The sequence below is a fragment of the Stenotrophomonas sp. HITSZ_GD genome (assembly GCF_029543105.1).
In the GTDB taxonomy this organism is placed as follows: Bacteria; Pseudomonadota; Gammaproteobacteria; order Xanthomonadales; family Xanthomonadaceae; genus Stenotrophomonas_A.
On sequence record NZ_JARQXB010000013.1, the window covers coordinates 1 to 16,402 of the forward strand.

At 69.8% G+C, this 16,402-nt stretch carries 13 protein-coding genes and 1 pseudogene; 9 read left to right on the forward strand and 5 right to left on the reverse strand.

Going from position 1 to position 16,402, the window contains the following annotated elements:
- Positions 1 to 459 precede the first annotated feature (459 nt).
- Positions 460 to 3,168, forward strand: a complete 2,709-nt coding sequence (gene ppc / locus P6166_RS13150; protein WP_277764913.1) for a phosphoenolpyruvate carboxylase — start codon at positions 460 to 462, stop codon at positions 3,166 to 3,168.
- A gap of 22 nt (positions 3,169 to 3,190) precedes the next feature.
- Entirely contained in the window at positions 3,191 to 4,189 is a 999-nt protein-coding gene (locus P6166_RS13155; protein ID WP_277764914.1) for a DUF4105 domain-containing protein, read from the forward strand.
- 61 nt (positions 4,190 to 4,250) lie between these two features.
- Here the strand turns inward: P6166_RS13155 and metK are convergent, their stop codons facing one another.
- The gene (metK, locus tag P6166_RS13160; protein ID WP_277764915.1) at positions 4,251 to 5,462 is read right to left on the reverse strand and encodes a methionine adenosyltransferase; all 1,212 of its coding nucleotides are present in this window, start codon (positions 5,460 to 5,462) and stop codon (positions 4,251 to 4,253) included.
- Positions 5,463 to 5,678: 216 nt separating this feature from the next.
- Here metK and P6166_RS13165 point away from each other — a divergent pair, with 216 nt between their 5' ends.
- The 3 genes from P6166_RS13165 to P6166_RS13175 all read left to right on the forward strand — a co-directional run bounded on the left by P6166_RS13165 (position 5,679) and on the right by P6166_RS13175 (position 9,304).
- Positions 5,679 to 7,385: a GNAT family N-acyltransferase gene (locus P6166_RS13165; protein ID WP_277764916.1), complete on the forward strand. Its 1,707-nt coding sequence runs from the start codon at positions 5,679 to 5,681 to the stop codon at positions 7,383 to 7,385.
- A complete protein-coding gene (locus tag P6166_RS13170; RefSeq protein WP_277764917.1) occupies positions 7,382 to 8,188 on the forward strand; it encodes a UDP-2,3-diacylglucosamine diphosphatase in 807 nt (268 codons plus the stop codon). The genes P6166_RS13165 and P6166_RS13170 overlap by 4 nt, the downstream gene beginning before the upstream one ends.
- Positions 8,189 to 8,254: 66 nt before the next feature.
- Entirely contained in the window at positions 8,255 to 9,304 is a 1,050-nt protein-coding gene (locus P6166_RS13175) for a metal-dependent hydrolase (protein ID WP_277764918.1), read from the forward strand.
- Here the strand turns inward: P6166_RS13175 and P6166_RS13180 are convergent.
- From P6166_RS13180 to P6166_RS13195, 4 genes are all read right to left on the reverse strand, one after another.
- Entirely contained in the window at positions 9,298 to 10,125 is an 828-nt protein-coding gene (locus P6166_RS13180; protein WP_277764919.1) for a class I SAM-dependent methyltransferase, read from the reverse strand. The two genes, P6166_RS13175 and P6166_RS13180, sit on opposite strands and share 7 nt — an antisense overlap.
- A gap of 20 nt (positions 10,126 to 10,145) precedes the next feature.
- Positions 10,146 to 11,144, reverse strand: coding sequence for a tRNA dihydrouridine synthase DusB (dusB, locus tag P6166_RS13185; RefSeq protein WP_277764920.1), 999 nt, complete (start codon positions 11,142 to 11,144; stop codon positions 10,146 to 10,148).
- Between the two features lie 230 nt (positions 11,145 to 11,374).
- Entirely contained in the window at positions 11,375 to 12,322 is a 948-nt protein-coding gene (locus P6166_RS13190; protein ID WP_277764921.1) for a ribokinase, read from the reverse strand.
- A gap of 61 nt (positions 12,323 to 12,383) precedes the next feature.
- Positions 12,384 to 13,682, reverse strand: a complete 1,299-nt coding sequence (locus P6166_RS13195) for a nucleoside transporter C-terminal domain-containing protein (protein WP_277764922.1) — start codon at positions 13,680 to 13,682, stop codon at positions 12,384 to 12,386.
- Between the two features lie 185 nt (positions 13,683 to 13,867).
- Here P6166_RS13195 and P6166_RS13200 point away from each other — a divergent pair, with 185 nt between their 5' ends.
- The 4 genes and pseudogenes from P6166_RS13200 to P6166_RS13215 all read left to right on the forward strand — a co-directional run bounded on the left by P6166_RS13200 (position 13,868) and on the right by P6166_RS13215 (position 16,383).
- Positions 13,868 to 14,839, forward strand: coding sequence for an aldo/keto reductase (locus P6166_RS13200; protein ID WP_277764923.1), 972 nt, complete (start codon positions 13,868 to 13,870; stop codon positions 14,837 to 14,839).
- 170 nt (positions 14,840 to 15,009) lie between these two features.
- Positions 15,010 to 15,207, forward strand: a complete 198-nt coding sequence (locus P6166_RS13205) for a hemin uptake protein HemP (protein ID WP_277764924.1) — start codon at positions 15,010 to 15,012, stop codon at positions 15,205 to 15,207.
- Between the two features lie 229 nt (positions 15,208 to 15,436).
- Positions 15,437 to 15,790, forward strand: a pseudogene (locus tag P6166_RS13210) (Hemin transport protein); the annotation flags it as partial.
- A gap of 248 nt (positions 15,791 to 16,038) precedes the next feature.
- Positions 16,039 to 16,383, forward strand: a complete 345-nt coding sequence (locus tag P6166_RS13215) for a DMT family protein (RefSeq protein WP_277764925.1) — start codon at positions 16,039 to 16,041, stop codon at positions 16,381 to 16,383.
- Positions 16,384 to 16,402: the final 19 nt, after the last annotated feature.

Sequence of the window (16,402 nt, forward strand, 5' to 3'; positions counted from 1 at the left end):
CGTGAATCCATCCATGGAGGCTCGTAGGCGACATCCATGTCGCCTACGGTCCCGAAAGGGCCCTGCCCCCGAAGGCCTCAGGCATCTTCGCGATCGGATGGCAAGGGGCGAGTTGGACGGCGTGCCTTCGCACCAGTCGGTGGCGCGGCAGGGACGAAGCATGGAAATGGAAGCGCCTTGCGCCGCCCTGCCGCATGTGGACGTCAGCGGGCCATGGATGGCCCGCGGCGGCGAATCGGACAGGACGTCTGCTGAGCCGTGACGTCCACATGCGGCAGGGCGGGGCCCGCACCGTAAGGCAGCGCAGACATCCGCATCATCGACCCACAGAAAAGCGCGAAATTCGTTGCAGCAGAAACCACGTTTCAGCAGGAAACTCGCCGAAAGTTTTCGGTTAGGCTGGGCGACCCAGGCGCCCCCACCGTCGCCTTCCCGCAAACGTCCCACGCCCGGTCATCGATGAACGAATACCGCAGCAGTCTGGTCTTTGCCACGCCCGATATCCCCCTTCGCGACGACGTGCGCCGCCTCGGCGCGATGGTCGGCGACATGCTCGCCGAGCAGGTGTCGCAGGCATTCCTCGACGAGATCGAGCGCATCCGCACCACCGCCATCGCGCGCCGCGAAACCGATGCGCCGCCTGCCTCGCTCAGCGCGCAGCTCGCCGGCCGCGATCCGCGCGAGGCCGAATCGCTGGTGCGCGCCTTCAGCACGTATTTCCAGGTCGTCAACATCGCCGAGCGCGTGCACCGTATCCGCCGCCGCCGCGATTACCAGCGCAATACCGATACGCCGCAGCCGGAAGGGCTGCACGACACGCTGCGCCGGCTCAAGGCCGAGGGCGTGACGCGGGAAGAGCTGGCCGACTGGTTGCCGCGCATCGACATCGAGCCGGTGTTCACCGCCCATCCCACCGAGGCCGTGCGTCGCGCGCTGCTGGAGAAGGAGCAGTTGATGGTCGCCAGCCTCGTCGATGATCTCGACGGGCTGCGCACGCCGGGTGAACGCGCCACCGATGCGGCGCGCTTCCGCATGGCGCTCACCGCTACTTGGCAGACCGCCGACTCTTCGCCCGTGCGCCCGACGGTGGACGACGAACGCGAGCACGTCGGCTTCTACCTCACGCGCGTGCTGTACCGGATCATGCCGGCCCTGTACGAAACGCTCGAGCACGCCATCGAGGAAACCTACGGGGCGCCGCTGCCCGTGCCGCGCCTGCTGCGCTTCGGCACCTGGGTGGGCGGCGACATGGATGGCAACCCCAACGTGGATGCCCACACCATCACCGCCACGCTTGATGCGCAGCGCCGCGCGGTGCTGGAGCGCTATCTCGACGAGCTATGGCAGCTCGCCAGCCTGCTCAGCCAGTCCACCACGCTGGTGTCGGTCAGCGATGCGCTGGCGCAGCGGCTGGAACGTTACCGCGGGCTGCTGCCGGAAGCGGCCGCCACATCGCGACCGCGCCACGCGGACATGCCGTACCGCCTGTTCAACGACCTCATGCGTGCGCGCCTGCGCGCGACGCTGGCCGACGCGCCGGGCGGCTACGCCTCGCCGGAAGAACTGGCCGACGACGTGCAGCTCATCCTCGACAGCCTCCAGGCCCATCGCGGGCTGCACGCCGGCTGGTTCGCGGTGCGCCGCCTGCTGTGGCGCGTGCGCAGCTTCGGTTTCCACTTGGCGCGGCTGGACGTGCGCCAGGAGTCGAGCGTGCACGCGCGCGCGGTGGCGGCCGCGCTGCAGCGCGCGGACTGGGAATCGCTCGACGCCATGGCCCGCGCCGAGCTGCTCGCGCCCTACGCCCATGGCGACCAGGCGCTGCCGGCGACGGAGGAGGAAGGCAATCCGCGGCTGGATGCGGTGTTCGCCGCGCTGGCCGACGCGCGCCGCCGGCATGGCGCCGAGGCGATCGGCAGCTACATCATTTCCATGGCGCATGATCGCGCCGACGTGCTCACCGTGCTGGCGCTGGCGCGCCGCGGCGGGCTCGTGGATGGCGAGGCGGTGCCGCTGGACATCGTGCCGCTGTTCGAGACGGTGGACGACCTGCGCGGCGGCACCGACACCTTGCGCGACCTGCTCGCCGATCCCGTCTACCGCGCCCACCTGCGCGCGCGCGGCGATGTGCAGATGGTGATGCTGGGCTATTCGGACAGCGGCAAGGACGGCGGCATCGCCGCGTCGCGCTGGGGGCTGCAGCGTGCGCAGGTCGAATTGCTGGAACTGGCCGCCGAGGCCGGCATCCGCTTGACGTTCTTCCACGGCCGCGGTGGTTCGATCATCCGCGGGGGTGGCAAGACCACGCGTGCGCTGGAAGCGGCGCCGCGCGGCAGCGTGGACGGACGCCTGCGCGTCACCGAGCAGGGCGAGGTGATCCACCGCAAGTACGGTATCCGTGCGCTGGCGTTGCGCTCGCTGGAGCAAATGACCGGCGCGGTGTTGCACGCCAGCCTGCGGCCGCGCGCGGCCGAACCGCGCGAGCAGCGCTGGCGGCCGGTGATGGACCAGGTGGCCGAGTCCAGCAGCCGTGCCTATCGCGGCTTCGTCGGCGAGCCGGATTTCATGCGCTATTTCCGCCTGGCCACGCCGATCGACGTGATCGAACGCATGACCCTCGGTTCGCGCCCCTCGCGCCGCCTCGGCCAGGACGCGGCCTTGTCCAACCTGCGGGCGATCCCCTGGGTGTTCGCCTGGAGCCAGGCGCGCGCCGTGGTGCCGGGCTGGTACGGCGTGGGCAGTGGCCTGCAGGCGGCGGCGGATGCCGGCCACGAGGACGTGCTGCGCGAGATGGCGGCCGACTGGCCGTTCTTCCGCACCTTCCTCGACGACGTGGCGATGGTGCTGTCCAAGGGCGACCTCAATATCGCCGAGCTGTTCTCGCGGCTGGCCGGGCCGCTGCACGAGCGCTTCTTCTCGCGCATCGTCGAGGAACTGGCGCTGACCAAGCGCTGGGTGAAATCGCTGACCGGCCAGCAGTCGCTGCTGCAGCACGATCCGCGGCTGGCGTTGTCGATCCGCCTGCGCAACCCCTACATCGACCCGATCAGCGTATTGCAGGTGGACCTGCTCGAACGCTGGCGCGCGACCGGCGGCGAGGACGAAGAGCTGCTGCGTGCGCTGGTGGCCTGCGTCAACGGCGTTTCGCAGGGCGTGCAGAATACGGGCTGAGTCCGGGAGCGGCGAGGGCACGATGAAGCGCGAGGGTCGCCGGGTACGCCGGCATCTGCTGCTGCGCCTGCTGCTCGCCCTGGCGGCGCTGTGGGGCGCGCTGGCGATCTACTACCTGCTGCGCGCCGGCACACCCATCCGCATCGGCGTGGGCTTGGTGTGGGGCCTGATGGCCGCCGCGGGCTGGTACGGCTTGCGTCCCGGGCGCGAGAACTGGGCATTGCCCGGGCTGTTCGGGGCCGCGTTCGCGCTGCTGTTCGGCATCTGGTGGACGCTGCAGCCGCGCCAGGACCGCGATTGGGCCGATGAGGTCGCGCGCACGCTCGATGCGCGGGTGCAGGGTTCGCGCGTGACGCTGCACAACGTGCGCAACTTCGACTGGCACGCCGACGGCAGCGCGGTACCGCGCTGGGACACCCGCAGCTACGACCTGGACCGGCTGGTGGGCGCGGACCTGTCGTACTGGATGGGTCCGTTGATCGCGCACACGCTGGTGTCCTTCGAATTCGACGATGGGCAACGCGTGGTGTTTTCGCTGGAGATCCGCAAGGAGCGCGAGGAATCGTTCTCCGCGCTCGGGGGTTTCTTCCGCCAGTTCGAAGCCACGCTGGTGGCGGCCGACGAGCGCGACATCCTGCGCGTGCGCACCAACGTGCGTGGCGAGGACCTTTACCTGTACCGGCTGGCGATCCCGCCGGCGCAGCTGCGCACGCTGTTCCTGGGCTACGTGCGCCAGGCGCAGGCGCTGGCCGCGCAGCCGCGCTGGTACAACACGCTGGACAACAACTGCACCACGGTCGTCTTCGACATCGCCCGGCGCATCGATCCCGGCCTGCCGCTGGACTACCGCCTCCTGCTCTCGGGCCGGTTTGCCGACTACGCCTACGACCACGGCGGCCTGCAACCCGGGTACGACATGGCCACCCTGCGCCGGCTCGGGCAGGTCACCGCGCGGGCGCGCGCGGCGGGCGACGCGCCGGACTTTTCCACCCGCATCCGCCAGGGCGTACCGGGCGAATGAGGCGCCCGAAACGCACGAGGCCGCCCGGAGGCGGCCTCGTGGCGTTCCCTTGCGGGTTCGCTTACTTCAGCTTGGCATCGGCGCGCAGCGCGTCGGCCTTGTCGGTCTTCTCCCACGAGAACGCGGTGGCCTTGACCTGCTTGCCGGCGGCGTTGGTGTAGGTGAATTCCTTCGGCTTGCGGCCGAAGTGACCGTAGGAAGCGGTCTGCTGGTACATCGGGTGGATCAGGTCGAGCATCTGGATGATGCCGTACGGACGCAGGTCGAAGTGCTTGCGGATCAGCTTCTCGATCTTGTCGTCGGCGATCTTGCCGGTGCCGAAGGTGGTGACCGAGATCGAGGTCGGCTCGGCCACGCCGATGGCGTAGGAGACCTGCACTTCGCAGCGGTCGGCCAGGCCGGCGGCCACGACGTTCTTGGCCACGTAGCGCGCGGCGTAGGCGGCCGAACGGTCCACCTTCGACGGATCCTTGCCCGAGAACGCGCCACCGCCGTGACGGGCCCAGCCGCCGTAGGTGTCGACGATGATCTTGCGGCCGGTAAGGCCGCAGTCGCCCACCGGGCCGCCGATCACGAACTTGCCGGTCGGGTTGATGTGGAACTTGGTGCCCTTGTGCAGCCACTTGGCCGGCAGCACCGGCATGAGGATTTCCTCGCGCACGGCTTCGATCAGGTCCTTCTGCTTCACGCCCGGATCGTGCTGGGTGGACAGGACGACCGCGTCGATCGCGGTGGCCTTGCCGTCCTCGTAACGCAGGGTGACCTGCGACTTGGCGTCCGGGCGCAGCCACGGCAGCGGCGAGTTCTTCTTCTTGCGCACCAGCGCCTGCCGCTCGACCAGGCGGTGCGAGAGGTGGATGGCGGCCGGCATGTAGCTGTCGGTCTCGTTGGTGGCGTAGCCGAACATCAGGCCCTGGTCGCCCGCGCCCTGTTCTTCCGGCTTCTTGCGGTCCACGCCCTGGTTGATGTCCGGGGACTGCTTGCCGATCAGGTTCAGCACGCCGCAGGTGGCGCCGTCGAAGCCGACGTCGGAGCTGTCATAGCCGATATCCACGATCACCTTGCGGGTCAACGCTTCCAGGTCGATCCACGCGCTGGTGGTGATCTCGCCGGCGACGATCGCCACGCCGGTCTTGACCATGGTCTCGCAGGCCACGCGGGCGCGCTGGTCCTGGGCCAGGATGGCGTCGAGGACGGCGTCCGAGATCTGGTCGGCAACCTTGTCCGGGTGGCCTTCGGAGACCGACTCGGAGGTGAAGAGGTAGCTGGACATCAGGCTTATATCCCTTGATTCGGATGGAAAGATGGGCGCGCATGATACACGCCGCGGGGAGTGCTTGCATTGTGCCCCCTCCCGGGTTGCCCCGGGTTAAGGCGAAGTCGTCCGGGCGGGCGGTGCCGCCGTCACGCAGCTGCCGCATGGCTGCCATGAAACCGTCGCGGCGGGCCGGGAGCATGCGCGGGCAGTGGGGGACGCGGGACGCGCAACATGGCGACGATGTTGGAAACGGCCCTGCAGCAACGCTACCCGGCCTGGTTCGCGGGGCGGCGGGGACATTGGGTGCGGCCGCTGGTCCGCGGCTTCGGGCGCTGGTCGGGGCTGGCCAATGCCGAGCGCTTCCTGGCCGAACAGGGCGACGTGCGCGGGCTGGCGTTCGTGCGCGCCGCGCTGGCCTTCCTGCGGGTGGCGTGGCACGCCGACCCCGCCGCGCTCGGGGAGATTCCCGCCCAAGGGCGCGTGCTGGTGCTCGCCAACCATCCTTCCGGCGCGCGCGACGCGCTGGCCCTGCTCGACATGGTCGGCCGCCGCCGCCGCGATGTGCGCATCGTCGCCAACGACTGGCTGGCCGCGGTGGAGCCGCTGCGCGAGCTGCTGCTCCCGGTGCGCATCCTGGGTGGCCAGCCCAGCCGCGCCAGCTTGGAGGCGGTGGAGCAAGCGCTGGCGCAGGAGCAGTGCGTGATCGTGTTCCCGGCCGGCGAGGTCTCGCGGCTGGGCTGGCGCGGCGTGCGCGACAGCCACTGGCGCCGCGGCTTCCTGCGCTTCGCGCGGCGCAGCGGCGCGCCGGTGCTGCCGGTGCACGTGCAGGCGCGCAACTCGGCGCTCTTCTATGGCGCCTCGGCGTTGTACCGCCCGGCCGGCACGGTGCTGCTGGCGCGCGAGACGCTCAGCCGTCGCCAGCAGCGGCTGCGGCTGCGCGTGGGGACGCTGCGCCACCTCGACCCGGCCGGGGGCGATGAAGCCAGCGTGCTCAAGGCGCTGCGCCGCGAGTTGTACGAACTCTCGCGCCGGCCGCTGCCGGCCCAGGCGCCCTTGGCCGACCCTACGCCCCCGGCGCAAGTGGCCGCCGGCGTCGCCGCCCTGCGCCTGCTCGGCCATACCGCCGACGGCAAGGAGGTGCGCGTGGGCCAGTTGGCCGCGCATGCCCCGCTGCTGCGGGAGATCGGCCGCCTGCGCGAGCTGACCTTCCGCGAGGTGGGCGAGGGCAGCGGGCTGGCGCTGGACCTGGATCGCTACGACACCTGGTACGAACACATCGTGCTGTGGGATGCGGCCGCCGCGCGCATCGCCGGCGCCTATCGCGTGGCGCGCTGCGCGCGCCTGCTGGCCACGCGCGGCCTGCGCGGCCTCTACACCGCCGGGCTGTTCGACTACGCCGACGACATGGTGCCGCGCCTGGCCGAAGCCCTCGAACTGGGCCGCAGCTTCGTTGTGCCCGACTACTGGGGTAGCCGCAGCATCGACTATCTCTGGCAGGGCATCGGCGCCTACCTGCGCGCGCATCCCTCGATCCGCTACCTGATCGGCGCGGTGTCGATCAGCGCCTCGCTGCCGCTGGCCGCGCGCGCGCAGATCGTGGCGTACTACAGCCGCTACCACGCCGACGGGCGCCCGCACGCGGCCGCCAAGCGGCCCTTCACCGCCGAGCAGCCGGCCTTGTTCGCCGATCTCGATGCGGCCACCGCGATGCGCGTGCTGCGCGAGAACCTGGACGCGCTCGGCGCCAGCTTGCCGATGCTCTACAAGCAGTACGTCGAACTGTGCGAGCCGGGCGGCGCGCGTTTCCTCGCCTTCGGCGTGGACCCGGACTTCAGCGATGCCATCGACGGCCTGATCGAGGTGGACCTGCAGCGCCTGAAGCCGAAGAAGCGCGAACGCTACCTCGGCCCTTCCACGACCCCGGAGATCCACGCATGACCCTTGCCGTGCTCGATCCGCCGCGCCGCGCCGTGTTCATTTCCGACCTGCACCTGGGGTCGCGCCACTGCCACGCCGCCGAAGCGGCGGACTTCATCGCTTCGCTGCGCTGCCACACCCTCTATCTGGTGGGCGACATCGTGGACCTGTGGTGGATGTCCCAGCGCCGCGCGCACTGGGACGCCGCGCACCAGCGCGTGGTGGAAGCGCTGCACGCGCAGGCCGCCGCCGGCACCACGCTGGTGTACGTGCCGGGCAACCACGACCGCGCGCTGCGCCGCTTCTGCGGGTTGGCGATGCCGGCGATGCAGGTGCGCCGACGCGCCATCCACGTCACCCGCGATGGCCGCCGGCTGCTGGTTACCCACGGCGACGACTACGATGCGGTCACCCACTTCGGCGGCCTGCAGGAAAAGCTGGGCGACTGGCTCTACTACCGCATCCTGACCGGCAACCGGCTCACCAACCAGCTGCGGCGGCGCCTGGGACTGCGCTACTGGTCGCTGGCCGAGTATCTCAAGCGGCAAAGCGGCGCGGCCGAACGCTACATCGAGCGCTTCGTGCGCGCGGGCCTGGAAGATGCCTGCAGGCGCGGGCTGGACGGCATCGTGTGCGGGCATATCCACCGCGCCGCGCTGGTCGAACGCGATGGGCGGGTGTACGCCAACGACGGCGACTGGGTCGAAAGCCTGACCGCCGTGCAGGAGACCGTCACCGGCGAACTGCAGCTGATCGACCACACCGGCCGCGTGCTGGCCTCGCTCGCGCCGCAGTACGCACCGGCCCTGCCGCACGCGGCCTGATCGCGCCGCCGCCACCGGGAAACGGCTATCTTCGGTGGACCTTTCGCCGGAGCCGTCGTTGCCCGCATGGATTCGCTGACCCAGATCGTCCTTGGCGGCGCCGTGGCCGCCGCCGTCGCGCCGGCCTCGCACCGCCGCGCCGCCTTGTTGGCTGGTGCCGCGCTCGGCACGCTGCCCGACCTCGATTCGCTGGTGCTGTGGGCCGCCAGCGACAACCCGGTCACGCTGATGACCGTGCACCGCAGTTTCAGCCACTCGCTGTTCGTGCTGCCGCTGCTCGGTGCGCTGATCTGGACGCTGTTCCGGCATTTCGGCCATGGCCGCGTCGCGCAGGCACCCAGGCGCTGGTTCTGGGCGATCCAGCTGGCCCTGGTGACCCACCCGCTGCTGGATGCGTTCACCGTCTACGGCACGCAGCTGTGGTGGCCGCTGCATCCGCATCCGACGATGTGGTCGAGCGTCTTCATCATCGACCCGCTTTACACGGTGTGGCTGGCGATGGCCTGCGCGATCGCCTGGTGCGTGCCGGCGCGGCCGCTGGCGCAGCGCGCGCTGGTCGCCGGGCTGGCGTTGAGCAGTGCGTACCTGGGCTGGTCGCTGCTGGCCAAGCACCTGGTGCAGCGCGAGGCCGACCGCGCGCTGGCGGCGATGGGGTTGGCTGATGCGCCGCGCTTCTCCGTGCCGATGCCGTTCAACACGCTGCTGTGGCGCGTGGTGGCGATGACGCCCAACGGCTACGTGATCGGCGAGCGCTCGCTGGTGGCCGACCGCGGCCCGATGCAGTTCGAAGGCCATCCCAGCCAGGTCCAGGCGCTGGCCGAAACCGCCGCGTTGCCCGCGGTGCAGCGCCTCAACTGGTTCAACCGCGGCTTCATGCGCGCGCAGGTCGTGGACAGCGAACTGGTGCTCAGCGACCTGCGCATGGGCCTGGAGCCGGAGTACAACTTCAATTTCGTCGTCGCGCGGCAGGGCGCCGGCGGGCGCTGGGAGGAAATCGCGCCGCGCCAGCTGCAGGCCGCCTATCGCGCGCCGGTACGGCGGGGCCAGCTGCGCCAGGCGCTGGCGCGGATGTGGACGCGTATCTGGCAGGCGTCGCCGCCGGCGCCGGCTCAGTAGACGGTGGCGCGCGCCTGCACGAAGGAATAGAAGAACACCGCGTCCGGGTCGTTCTGCACTTCGTTCATCTCGCGCCGCATGCCGGCGACGATGTCCTCGCTTACCGAGCCGGCCTGCAGCAGCTGATCGGCCGCCGAGAGCAGCACTTCCTCCCAGAACGCGATCATCGTCTTGCGGCGTGCCGGTTCGCGGTTGTCCAGGTGCAGCGTCTTGATCTCGGTATGCACGTCGCGGAAGCCGCCGGCCAGCAACAGGTTGCCGAGCTTGGCGCCGACGAACGGGTCGCCGCCGTGGTCGTACTGGAAATCGTTGAACGCCATCCAGTAGCGCCACACGTTGGGCGAATACGGATGCAGCAGGAACGAGGCGTTCATCACTTCGGTCACGTAGACCGGCGAGCCCGGTGCGAGGACGCGGCGAACCTCGCTGAGCACGCGCGCGGGTGAAGGCACGTGTTCCAGCACCCAGCACAGGAACGCGGCATCGAACTGGCGGGGCTCGAACGGCAGGTTGCCGGCGTCGGCCTGGCGCAGGTCGTAGCGCTCGCGGCACCAGGGCAGGCGCTCGAGATTGGCGCGCGCGGTGGCCAGTTGCGGTTCGCTCAGGTCCACGCCGGTGACGTGCAGCTCGGGGAAGCGGCGCAGCAGGATTTCGGTCTGCGCGCCGACGCCGCTGCCGACTTCCAGCAGGCGCCGTGCGCCGGTGTAGTCGATCTGGTTGAACAACGTGGCTTCCAGCAGCCGCGCCTGTTTCACCAGGCGGGCCTGTTCGGTATCCGAGAAGCCGTGCAGGTAGGTGGGCGAGGCGATGGGCGAGCTCATGGGGCGCTCCGGGGGAAAGATCAGGCGGCGGACTGCAGCGGCGGGGAGACCCCGGCGATCAGCGCGTCGAAGTAATCGCGCGTCAGCGCCAGCTGCGCGTCCGGGGTTTCGGCGCGGTTGACCACCGCGCGGAACTGGCCGCTTTCCGGGTGGTCCTTCGCATACCAGCCCAGGTGCTTGCGCGCGATGCGCACGCCTTGCGGCTCGCCGTAGAACGCGTGCAGGTCGACCAGATGGCCGAGCAGCGTGTCGCGCACGAAGGCCAGCGTCGGCGGCGGCAGCCGTTCGCCGGTGGCCAGGTAATGCGCCACCTCGCGGAAGATCCACGGGCGGCCTTGGGCCGCGCGGCCGATCATGACCGCGTCCGCGCCGGTTTCATCGAGTACCCGGCGCGCCTTTTCCGGCGAATCGACATCGCCGTTGGCGATGACCGGAATACGCAGCGCCGACTTGATCGCCGCAATGGTCTGGTATTCGGCCTGGCCGGTGTAGTGCTGGTCGCGGGTGCGGCCGTGCACGGTGAGCGCGGCGATGCCGCTATCTTCGGCGATGCGCGCGATGACCGGGCCATTGCGATGGTCGCCATCCCAGCCGGTGCGGATCTTCAGCGTCACCGGCACGTCCACCGCGCCGACGACTGCTTGCAGGATGCGCGCCACCAGGGCTTCGTCGCGCATCAACGCCGAGCCGGCCCACGCGTTGCACACCTTCTTGGCCGGGCAACCCATGTTGATGTCGATGATCTGCGCGCCGTGGTCGACGTTGTAGCGCGCCGCCTCGGCCAGCTGCTGCGGCTCGGTGCCGGCGATCTGCACGCTGATGGGGTCCGGCTCGCCGGCGTGATCCATGCGGTGCAGAGATTTGCGGGTGTTCCAGAAGCGCGGGTCGCTGATCGTCATCTCCGACACCGCCAAGCCCGCCCCGAGCCGCTTGCACAGCTGCCGGAACGGCTTGTCGGTGACGCCGGCCATGGGGGCCAGGATCACGCGGGGTTCGATCAGGTGGGGGCCGATGCGCATGGGGTCATTGTACCGCCGAGGTGAGCGGCGGTCGGCCATGAAGCCAGCGTGACAAGGAGCGCCCCAAAGCTCCGCACCAGACCGCATCAAACGAGCTGGAGCAGAGCCCCCCTTTGTTAAGGGGGGCGCGCCGAAGGCGCGGGGGATAGGCGAGGGAGGAAGCGGGGCCCAAGGTTTTGCGAAGCACAACCTTGGGGGCCATGCCTGCATCGCAGGCATGGCCGCACCCCTTACGCCGAAGGCGTAAGCCGCGGCATGGACACCGCAGCGCCTTCGGCCTCGGTCGAGCGGCCGGCGAAGCGCGTGGCGAAGCGCACGTGCTGCGCGAACGGCTCGGCCGGCAACTGCGCCAGCGAGGCCGCCAGTGCGCCGTTGAACGCATCGCCCGCGCCGGTGGTGTCGATCGTCTGCGCCGCCTCGGCGGCCACGCGGTAATACGGCTGGCTGTCGCCGCGCAGCTGCTCGTCGGCGTGCGACACGAAGCAGCCCACCGAACCCAGCGTCACCACTACCGTGCCGGCCGACAGCTTGCGGCACAGCGCGTGGAGGCTACCACCATCCAGCGCGGCCACGTCATCGGCATTCACCCGCTCGCCGACATGGCGGCTGAGCAATGCGGCGAACTCGGTCTCGTTGGGGGTCAGCACGTCGGCCAGCTTCAGCAGGCCAATCGAGCTGGGTGCGTTGGCCGGCGCGGCGTTCAGCACCGTGGTCACGCCCGCATCGCGGGCCAGTGCCAGCGCCGCCTCGATGGTCTCCACGGGCGACTCCAACTGCGCCAGCAGCACGCGCGCGCCCGCCACCAGCGGCTGCTGCGCGGCGATGAAGCCTTCGCTCAGCACCGCATTGGCGCCCGGGCCGATCACGATGGTGTTGCGGCCATGTGCATCGACATAGATGCCACCGGTGCCGGTCGGCTCGCTGCTCGCTTCGGCGATCAGCGTGATGCCGTCCTGCGCGGCCAGGCCGCGCGCCATCGCGCCGCCGGCGTCGTCACCGAGCGCGCACACGAAATGCGTGCGCGCGCCGGCACGGGCGCTGGCCACCGCCTGGTTGAAGCCCTTGCCACCCGGGCCGGTGCTGTAGCGACCGGCGATCGTCGCGCCCGGGGCCGGCAGCGATTCGCACCGCCACACATGATCGACATTGAACGAACCGACGACGACGACCGAACTCATAAGGCTTCTCTTTCTATTGCTTTCGGGGGTAATGCCATTACAACGCAGGACGCGGACGCGATCAGCCGAAGTGCGAGAGCACGCCGGCGATGGTCGCGGTCATGAAGGTGGCGATCGAGCCGCCCAGCACCGCGCGCAGGCCGAACTTGGCCAGGTCGTGGCGGCGCTCCGGCGCCAGGCCGCCAATGCCGCCGAGCTGGATGGCGATCGAGCTGAAGTTGGCGAAGCCGCACAACGCGTAGGTGGCGATCAGGCCGCCTTCCTGGCTCAGGGACACGCCGGGCACCTGGCCATTCACGATACGCGACAACTCGGTGTAGGCGACGAATTCGTTGATCACCACCTTCTGGCCGATCAGCGAGCCCACGGTGGTGGCATCCGCCCACGGCGTGCCGATCACCCACGCCACCGGCGCGAGCACGAAGCCGAAGATGGTCGACAGGTTGGTCGGGCGGCCGATGGCCGCGGCCAGGCCGGTGACGTCGCCGAGCCAGGTCAGCGGCGCGTTGATCAGCGCGATCAGCGCGATGAAGGCCAGCAGCATCGCGCCGATGTTCAGCGCCAGGCGCAGGCCGTCGCCCGCACCGGCGGCGGCCGCGTCGATGACGTTGGAGGTGTTCTTCTCCACTTCCATCTTCACCGTGCCGCGCGTCAGCGGCGTGCCGGTCTCCGGCACCAGCAGCTTGGCCACCACCAGCGTCGCCGGCGCGGCCATGATGCTCGCCGCCAGCAGGTGCTTGGCGTAGAACGCCTGCTGCACCGGATCGCCGCCGCCGAGCATGCCCACGTACGCCGCCAGCACGCCGCCGGCGATATGCGCCATGCCGCCGATCATCATCGTCAGCAGCTCGGACTGGGTCATCTTGGAAATGTACGGGCGCACCGTCAGCGGGGCTTCGGTCTGGCCGATGAAGACGCTGGCGCAGACGCTGGTGGTCTCCGCGCCGGACACGCGCATCACCTTGGTGATCGCCCAGGCCATACCCTTGACCACCGCCTGCATCACGCCCAGGTGGTAGAGCACACCCATCAGCGCCGAGAAGAAGATGATGGTCGGCAGCACCTGGAAGGCGAAGATGAAGCCGTAGCTCTTGACGTCCATCAGGCTGCCGAAGATGAAGTTGGAGCCTTCGTTGACGAAGCTCAGCACCTTCACGAATGCCTGGCCGAGCCAGTCGAACACGTCGCGCCCGCCCGGCACCAGCAGCACCAGGGCGGCGAAGCCGATTTGCAGCGCCACGCCGGTCAGCAACAGGCGCCAGTCCACCGCACGCTTGTTGTTGGAGAACAGCCAGGTGATGCCGATGAGCACCGCCAACCCGAACAGGCCGAAGCCGATCCTTCCCAAACCTTCGAGCATGCGCGTCCCCCGGACCCCGGCAAAAGGAGAAAGCCTAGAGCAGGGGAACAGGGCGGGCAAGGACGACAGGTTCAGCTGGAGGCTTTCCCTTTGCGCTCAAGGCATTGGCCCGCCGCGCATGCAGGGGCGGGTACACTGCCGCCCCGGCCGCGGCGGACGTCGCGGTGGCCCACAGGAGCAATGCCATGCAATACCGCCGTCTTGGATCCACCGGCCTGCAGCTGTCGGCGCTCTCCTTCGGCGCCTGGGTCACCTTCGGCGGGCAGGTCGGCCGGGACGAAGCGCGCAACCTCATCGCCGCCGCGTGGGACCACGGCATCAACTTCTTCGACAACGCCGAGGTCTACGCGCAGGGCCGCGCCGAGCAGGTGATGGGCGACGTCATCGCCGACCTACGCCTGCCGCGCGATGGCTACTGCGTGTCGAGCAAGGTGTTCTTCGGCAGCGCCGCCGAACCGCGCCCGACCCAGCGCGGGCTTTCGCGCAAGCATGTGGTCGATGCGTGCGAGGGCGCGCTGCGACGGTTGCGCGTGGATTACCTGGACCTCTATTACTGCCATCGCCCAGACCCGGATACGCCGATCGAAGAGACGGTGCGCGCGATGGACCTGCTCGTGCGCCAGGGCAAGGTGTTGTACTGGGGCACTTCGGAGTGGTCGGCCGCGCAGCTGGAGCAGGCGCATGCGATCGCCCGCGCCAGCGGCGCCTTCGCCCCGTCGATGGAGCAGCCGCAGTACAACCTGCTGCACCGCGAGCGCGTGGAGCGCGAATATGCCGCGCTGTGCGCCGGCGGCATGGGCACCACGATCTGGTCGCCGCTGGCCTCGGGCCTGCTGACGGGCAAGTACAACCAAGGCATCGACGCCGGCGCCCGGTTGGGCCAACCCGGCCGCGAGTGGCTGCGGGACATGGTGATCGGCGAGCCCGCCGAGCAGCGGGTCGAGCGTGCGCGCCGCTTCAGCGCGGTTGCCGCCGAACTGGGTGAAAGCCCGGCACGCCTGGCCATCGCCTGGTGCCTGCGCAACCCGCACGTCTCCAGCGTGATCCTCGGCGCCAGCCGGGTATCCCAGTTGCTGGAGAACCTCGGCGCGCTCGATCTGGTGGATCGCTACGACGAAGCGACCTGGCGCCGCCTGGAGGCCGCCACCGCCCGCTAGCCGGCGGTTTCCCGCGCAGTCGAGGCGACCCGGCGCCAGCGCCGGGCGATGCCGCGTGCCTACCGCTCGGCCGCGTTCGATCAGGCAAATAAATGGCAAAAGACGAGAATAGCTATTGATGTTGAGATGAGAATCATTATCATCAAGTCGTCATCGCAAGGAGACGACCCATGAACGCCACCCCGATCCTGCTGCACACCGACACCCTGCACCTGCGCGAGCGCCCGGCGCCGCGCATCGTGCCCGCCGAGGACGTGCTCAGCAGCGAGGCCCTGCTGAAGGGCCGCCGCGAAGTGCTGATCCAGCATGGCGATCGCGTTTATCGCCTGCGCCATACCAGCAACGACAAGCTGATCCTCACCAAGTAATCCTCCGCGTTCGTCCGCGAAGGCCCGCTCTCTCCCCTCGGCCGGCGGTTGCCTGCGTGCACCCCGGCCGGGGTCTTCGCCGGACGGCCCTGTCCAGGAAGCGCCGATGTTGCACGTTTCGTTCCCTTCGGGGCCGGATGTCACCGGGTTGCCTGACGTGGTGCCCGAGTTTCCCGCCCTCTCCGACGCCCTGCGCTGGCGCGGCCCGGGTGACCTGCCCGCGCCCGGCATGCCCCACCCAGGGCAACTGGCCGCGCTGGGCATCGTCCTGTGCCTGTACCGGCCCGCGCTGGGTTCGGAATTGGAAGGCTGGCGGCGCGCCCGCGCCATCGCCGCCTGCCAGCAACTGGACAGCGACGGCCTGCGCGAGCGGCTGGAATTCTTCGATGGACACGGCCAGTGCTGCTGGCAACTGTGCCTGCTGCCGGACAGCGATTTCCTGGCTTGGGACCGCCTGCTGGCCGGCGTGCCGGCGTTGGCGGAAGCCGGCGGCGGTGTCGCCGAGCGGCTCTGGCGGCGGCTGGCCAATCGCTTCCGCGGAGGTGATGGCTGGCATGGCACCGTGCTGCGCCTGCGAGCGGCCGGGCCGCTGGGCATGACGCTGGCGGCGCAGGCGGCCACGCCTTCGGCGCTCGGGCGGCAGGTCGCGCGGCGCTGGCCCCCTGGCGAGACGCTGGCGGTGGCTTCATTGGCGCAGCCGCCTGGCACCTGAGCAACCGCGTCGCGCCGGTCGCGCGGCGTGCGCGGGCGCCGATGCATTCACGTCCGGTCTCTGGAGCCCGCCGCGGCGATGCCGCATGCTGCGCACTTCCCCCCATCGTGCAATGCGCCATGCCCTGGACCGCCTACGTCTACCCCGTGCTGTTGCTGCTCGCCAGCAATGTCTTCATGACCTTCGCCTGGTACGGCCACCTCAAGTACAAGAGCGCGCCGCTGCTGCTGGTGATCTTCGCCAGCTGGGGCATCGCGTTCTTCGAATACTGCCTGCAGGTGCCGGGCAATCGCCTGGGCAGCGCGGTGTACTCGGCCCCGCAGTTGAAGGGCATCCAGGAAGTGATCACCCTGCTGGTGTTCGCGGGTTTCTCGGCGACCTACCTCGGGCAGTCGCTGAAGTGGAACCACTGGGTCGCGTTCGTGCTGATCGCGGTGGCGGCGTTCTTCATGTTCAAGGAATAAGGGCGGCGCACGCGCCGCC